Origin of the sequence: Kocuria atrinae, from assembly GCF_039531425.1 — a bacterium.
GTDB classification, from domain to species: domain Bacteria; phylum Actinomycetota; class Actinomycetes; order Actinomycetales; family Micrococcaceae; genus Kocuria; species Kocuria atrinae.
This window is the reverse complement of record NZ_BAAAQA010000029.1, coordinates 37,213-43,284: the sequence shown is the minus strand read 5'-3', so window position 1 is coordinate 43,284 and position 6,072 is coordinate 37,213. Positions and strand designations below refer to the sequence as shown.

Below are 6,072 nucleotides of genomic sequence, written 5' to 3'. Positions count from 1 at the left end.
GGACGGTTCGAAAGAACCACTCACTAATGAGAACCGCCGGACCCCACACACCGTTTAACGGACAGACCCTCGCAGGAGGCCTGAATGGCGGCCTGTTCCATCGCTGCCACCCCCGCCTCGAGTTCCTCGACCGTGGGGGCGGATACCGAGATGAGGCCCGTGTAGCGCAGGACACCGTGTCCTGCGGTGAGGTCGGCCTCCTGCTGGAGCACGTCCTGGTACTCGGCGGTCTGGGAGGCGTCTTCGATCTGCCCGATCTTCGCCCGCTGAGCCTGATCGGAGATGTGCTCGACCTTCTTCTTACGAATATCCCTGGCGGCCTGATCGGAGCGCATCGGGGTGCAGATCAGCGAAAAGCTCCGTTGGATGCCGGTGGAGAGCAGCACTGGCGATAGGAAGCCGGGATAGACCAGCGAGCGGGGCCACTCGGAGACCCAGAGCACGGCGTGGTGGGCGGAGTCGGTGCGTAGGCGGGTCCAGGATTCGTTGACCGCGACAGGTCCGGCGGTGGCGAGGGATTGGCCGAGTTCGCCGTGGCGTTCCAGGGTGGCGGCGATCGCCGGATCATAGGCCGACCGGAGGATGACAGCGATCTCGCCGGGACTCAGCCATCCCGAGGGCGTCAGGTCAGCGGACCGGAGCGCGGCGACGAGGGTGGACATTTCTTGGCGCAGGACGGCGGCGGCGCCGCGGATGCCGCCGCCGGCGGTTCTGATCTGCCGTGCGGCGTTCTTCATGTCTAGCGACAGGCTCAGGGTCGTGGCGTGGCGTTCGCCGGCGGGTCCGGCGCGGTCGATCAGCTCGGCGTAGGTGGTCGCAGCCCAGGTGTCATCGGCGGTGCCGTGAGCGGCCCACCACTCCGCGAGTCCGGTGCCGGAGTCCGGCAGCGTCCGTTCCAAGACTTGGAGGGTGGCGATCCGGCCGGAGCGGCACACGGTGGCCAGGACGCGGCCCCAGGAGGTGACCCGTCGTTCCTGCTCACCCGGGTCGAGGAGCACGAACGCGGGATGGCTCACCTCGCAGACCACGGTGAGCGTCTGGGCATGGGGGTCATGGATCATCCCCGCGTTCGTTTCGGGGTCGGTGTACTCCCGCAGTCGCGCCATGTCACCGGGCAGCGCGAGGGTGCCCACAGGGCGGGGTGTGACGACACGCCGGCGATACAGGAGTTGCCCGCCGGTCGAACCCCAGAGCCACCAGAACGCGACTGGCAGCCATTCGACCGCGGGCCGGCCGGCGATGGGTATCCACGTCAGCGCGGCGGCGATCACCCAGATGGGAGCGGTGTAGGCGAGCAGGACGCCGCCCCCGGCATAGAGGGCTCCGACGATGGACAGGACGCCGGTGGCGAGGGTGATGAGCTGCGACAGGGACAGCCCCAACAACACCCCGCGGCGGGTGAGGCGGGAGAACTTCACCGGCACCAGCTCCGCCGAGGCGACAGCGCTCTCGTTCTGTTTGGTAGGCACGAGGGTTCACTCCTTCCCGGTGGGTTTGGGGGCCGGCGGTGGGGGCTGCTTCGGTGGACGCGCCTCCGACTGCGACGGTCCGCCGGTGGGTGTCTTCGGTGCCGGCGTCGATGGCGGGGGCGCCTGCACGGACGGCGAGGTGCTGCCGGTCTGGCCGGCGGAGTCGGCGGCGGCCTCGCCCTGGTTGCCGCGCGCCGTGCCGGCCTTGGGCCCGGCGGTCGCGGCGTCCTTGGCGACCTTCGCCGCCACCACGGCCGCAGCGGCGGGACCCGCAGCCGCAGCACCTGCGCCCGCGCCGGCTCCACCGCTTGCCCCGGCGCCGCCGCTCGCGGCTGCCTTCCCACCACCGGCCCCGGCCGACCCACCACCGCTGGATGCCTGCGGCTTCGGGTTCTTCGGCTCCGGTGGCTTCTTCCCACTACCGCCGTTGCCGCCTCCACCGGACTTGCTGTCGTCACCGCCGTCGAGGACCTTCTTCGGCTCCGCACCGCCTTGCGGCTTCGAGGGGGTGGGGACGGGCCGGTTGAGGGCGTTCTTCGCGTCCTGCTCGGAGCCGATGGCGTGGTACATGTCGAACCCGACGAAGCTGAGGAACTTGTAGGTCATGTAGGGGGCGAAGGCGGCCATCGCCATCAGCACGATCCCGGCGATCGGGTCCGCCACCGAGGACAGGTCGCCGTCGATCGGTGCCGACACCTGCGTGATGGCGACGAGGAACATCACGACCAGGACGAGCTTGGAGACGATCAGGGCGATGACGAACATCGCCCACTTGCTGATCCACCCCTTCGTCGCATCCCACGAGGCGCCGGAGAACGCGAGCGGTGCGAGGACAATCGCGACCAGCAGTAAGGCCTTGCGCACCAGCAGGGACAACCAGACGATCGCGGCTGCGCTGATCGCGAGACCGGCGAGGAAGATCGTGATGATCGCCCCGACGCCGGGGGCGGCGATGTTGATGCCCACCAGCCCGGCAGCGAGGAGGGTGATCTTGTCGCCCATCGACTCGGTGGTCTCCCCGGCGGCCTGGATGACCCCGATGCAGAGCTGGTCCACGATCTCCAGCAGCAGCGCGGTGAGGGTGATGACCACGAACGAGCCGAGCACAGATTTCGCCAGCCCGAGCGCGGCTCTGGAAAGGGCGGTGGGGTCGCGGCGGATGAGTCCGGTGATGAGTTGGAGGCAGAAGAACAGCAGCATCACGAACACGGCGATGCCGAACAGGATGTTGTAGACCGCCACGTACTCGTCGCTGGTGACGTCGACGAGGGTGGTGGTGTCGAACACCGTCCAGACGGCCTCGAACAGCCAGCCGGCGGCGGCGCCCATCGCTCCGGCGAGCCAGTCGAACGGGGCGGAGACCAGGCTGGCGGCGGCTTCGCCGGCGGTGTCGCAGACGGTCGAGACGAGGGGGATATCGCACACACCCACCGCAGATCACTCCCTAACGCAGAGTCGAAGGTTGGTGAGTGGGGTCAGACCTGCTGGCCGACGTCCCAGAAGAAGTTGATCAACGTGACGCTGGCGCCGCAGATGACGGCGGCGCCGCAGCTCACGAGGACGCCGATCTTCCCCCTGCCGGCCAGGTGGGGGTTGGAGGAGTTGGCGCCGAAGCCCCACACGATCGCGGAGATGATCAGGGCGAGGACGGAGAGGATGAGGCCGATCGTCATGACGGCGCCGACGATGGTGCGGAGCTGGCTGATGCCGGGCAGGCCGGTGTCGTTGGGGTCGATGTTGATGTCCATCGGCAGCACGGCCGGCAACGTGGTGGCGGCTGCGGTGGTGGTTTCGGTGAACAGGCTCAGGACGGTCATGACGGGGTGCTCCTTCGGGGCGTCGGCGAGACAGGGTTCTCGTCGATCAGGTGCACTGCCCGCCCCACACAGTCGGAGCCGATGAGGGGTCCGCTGGTGGGGCGTGGTTCAGAGTTGCTGGCCGAGGTCGATCAGCCAGTTCAGCCAGGCCACACCGGCGCCGGCCAGGACTGCGGCACCCAGGGCGGTCCAGGCGCCGATCCTTGCTTTGGTGGCGGCGGCGTGGTGGCCGTTGGCGGTCGACAGCGCCCACACGATGGCGCAGACGATGAGCATGAGCACGGCGATGATGAGCACGAAGGTCAGCAGCGCGCCGATGACCTCGCGTAGGTCACCGATGCCTTCCAGGCCGTCGAAGTCGGGGAACACGTCCATGTCCGATCAGCTCCCGGCCCGCACGGTGACATGCAGGTGCTCGAAGTGTCCGCCGGTCACATCGTCGGGGTCGTGCATGCCGCCGCCGTCGTATGGCCGCCACCCTTCGGCGTCGCGGGCGAGGGACCAGATCAGGCCGTCCCAGATCAGATACTCCACGCCCAGGGTTTCGGCGTGGTCCTTCATCCAGTTCGTGACCTCCCAGCCCAGTTCGCGCTGCTCGGCCGTCGGCTGCTCGCCGATGGCGTTGCCGAACGTTCCGTCACAGGCACGCCCAACCGGGTGTTCGGAGACGGTGCCGGGGCGGGGTGAGTAGCAGGCCCAGGAGGTGTCGGGGAACGCGGCGGTGGTCTGGGCGTAGAGGTGCAGCATCCGTGCGGTGATCTGCCCATCCGAGGTCGGGTCGTCAACCATGCGGTCGGGGTCGCCGTCGAGGGGGTCCGGTTCACCGCCGGGCGTACCGCCGCTGGGATCGCAGTCGCCGCTGGGTGCGCCGGTCTCTGGTTCGGGCAGGTCGGCGGCGTTATGGGTGTTGAGCCAGGCGGCGGGGTCGGTGTGCTCGCCGTTCGTGCCGCCGAGGCGGACCTCGAAATGCAGATGCGGACCGGTCGAGTTGCCGGAGCTCCCGGTGTCGCCGATGTGCTGACCCGCCGTCACGGTATCTCCGGCTTGGACGTGGATGCCGTGCTCCCACATGTGCGCATACGCCGTCGCCACCGTGGCGCCGCCGATCTGATGCTCGATGACGATCAGACCGCCGTAGCCGCCGGAGAACTCCGCCCCCGTCACGGTCCCATCCGCAGCGGCCAGGAGCGGGGTGCCGTCGGGTGCGGCGAAGTCGGTGCCGGTGTGGAAGGAGTCCTCGCCGGTGATCGGATGCACCCGTGGGCCGTACTCGCTGGTGAGCACCCAGGTGCCCTCGGGCATCGGGAACACCACCCGCGACGTGCCAGCCGCCACCGGCTGCGCAGCCGGGACAACAGCATCGCCAGCGGACGCGCCCGCGCCAGCAGTCGTTGTGGTGAGGTTGGACAGGATGATTTCGGCGACGGGCTCGTAGTTGCGGTACCGGTCCGGGTAGGCGGAGACTTCGACGGCTTGGGCGGCCTCGCCCTTGTCCATCTCCTCCCATCCGGGAATGTCCAGCAGCCCCCGGGGTGAGGGGTGGTTGGGTCCGGTCGTTCCGCCGAAGAACGCCTCAACTTGATAGGCGGGGTCCATCAGCTCCGCGACCGTGCCCCACCCGGACTGGGGGCGCATCTGAAACAGGCCCAGGGAGTCGTGGTCGGAGCCGTCGCCGTCGTTGGGGTAGTCCGCGGACTCGGGGTAGGCGCTGGTGTTGGACAGCATCCGCAGCGTGGACTCGGTCAGCGCCGTCATGAGCGCGATCACCAGCCCGTCACGGGTGATCCCGTCGATGCTGTTGCCGGTCTCGATGATCGTGGCCGCGTGGGTGAGCTGGGTCCGGTTCAGCGTGAACGTCTCACCATTCGCGGTGGTGACCTCCAGTTCGTCGGGGACGTCGCCCACGGTGACGTTCGAGCCGCCAGGGATGGTGCAGGAGCCGGTGGCGCTCAGAGCCGGGTTCATCACCACCCCGATTCCGATCAACACCAGCGAGGGGGCGAGGAGGACCAGAGCGAGGGCAGCGGTGGCGAGCTTCTTCAACACGACATGTCACCGACCTATCGGAGGGGGTTGTCGAGCTGGGACAGCCGCAGCAGGTGACAGGTGTCGTAGGTCGGGCCGCAGACCACGAACACCGTGAACTCCACCGAGTGTTCGGAGGTCACCTGCTCGTCGTTCCACAGGCCCTCGCGGTGGCGGGTGCCGTTGATCGTGACCGCGACCGTGCCGTCCGCAAGTTGGCCGGGCTGGGCCTGCTCCACCGCCGTGTCCCAGGCGTCGGGGACGAACGTGTTGTCGATGGTGAGGTGCTGGGCGGTGGCGTACTGGCGCAGCTCCAGCCAGGCGTCCCGGCTCGGGAGGTAGGCGGCGATGTCGGAGGTGAGCCCGGCCTGCTCCGCGCCGGTGGGGTCGCCGACGTCGAGGACCACGCTGGTGTAGTCCAAGGGCGTGAAACCCGAGGCGGTGTCCCACTCGAACAGCACGGTGGCGACGTTGCGGGCGAAGGTCTCCGGATCATCCGAGGCCCGCACGACCGGCAGCCGCGGCGTGGCCGTGGGCACCGGATCGGACGGTGCGGTGACACTCGGCTCAGGGCGGCCACCATCACCGTCCCTGCCCTGACTGGGCGGACCGACCAGGAGGCCGTAGACGCCCACACCGGCCAGTACGAGGACGATGATCGCCGCGGTGAGGGCGGCGATGAGCCGGCGGCGGGTCCGGGGTTCGGAGAGGTCGGGAGTCTTCATACCCGCCAGGTGCACCCCCGCCACCCAGCGAAATAG

The 6,072-nt window shown here is 69.0% G+C and carries 6 protein-coding genes; all 6 read right to left on the bottom strand.

Translation table 11 applies throughout. From position 1 onward, the window contains the following. Positions 1 to 23: 23 nt before the first annotated feature. Positions 24 to 1,469, bottom strand: a complete 1,446-nt coding sequence (locus ABD283_RS12470; protein ID WP_344225322.1) for an SCO6880 family protein — start codon at positions 1,467 to 1,469, stop codon at positions 24 to 26. 6 nt (positions 1,470 to 1,475) lie between these two features. Next, on the bottom strand, positions 1,476 to 2,900 hold the full coding sequence (locus tag ABD283_RS12465) for a conjugal transfer protein TrbL (RefSeq protein WP_344225321.1): 1,425 nt from the start codon (positions 2,898 to 2,900) through the stop codon (positions 1,476 to 1,478). Positions 2,901 to 2,944: 44 nt separating this feature from the next. Then, positions 2,945 to 3,286: a DUF6112 family protein gene (locus tag ABD283_RS12460; RefSeq protein WP_344225320.1), complete on the bottom strand. Its 342-nt coding sequence runs from the start codon at positions 3,284 to 3,286 to the stop codon at positions 2,945 to 2,947. Positions 3,287 to 3,394: 108 nt separating this feature from the next. Continuing rightward, positions 3,395 to 3,661 carry a DUF6112 family protein gene (locus ABD283_RS12455; protein ID WP_344225319.1) on the bottom strand — a complete coding sequence of 89 codons (267 nt, stop codon included), beginning with the start codon at positions 3,659 to 3,661 and terminating at the stop codon, positions 3,395 to 3,397. A gap of 6 nt (positions 3,662 to 3,667) precedes the next feature. Then, the gene (locus tag ABD283_RS12450) at positions 3,668 to 5,332 is read right to left on the bottom strand and encodes a M23 family metallopeptidase (RefSeq protein WP_344225318.1); all 1,665 of its coding nucleotides are present in this window, start codon (positions 5,330 to 5,332) and stop codon (positions 3,668 to 3,670) included. Positions 5,333 to 5,346: 14 nt separating this feature from the next. Further along, positions 5,347 to 6,036: a hypothetical protein gene (locus tag ABD283_RS12445; protein WP_344225317.1), complete on the bottom strand. Its 690-nt coding sequence runs from the start codon at positions 6,034 to 6,036 to the stop codon at positions 5,347 to 5,349. Positions 6,037 to 6,072 lie beyond the last annotated feature (36 nt).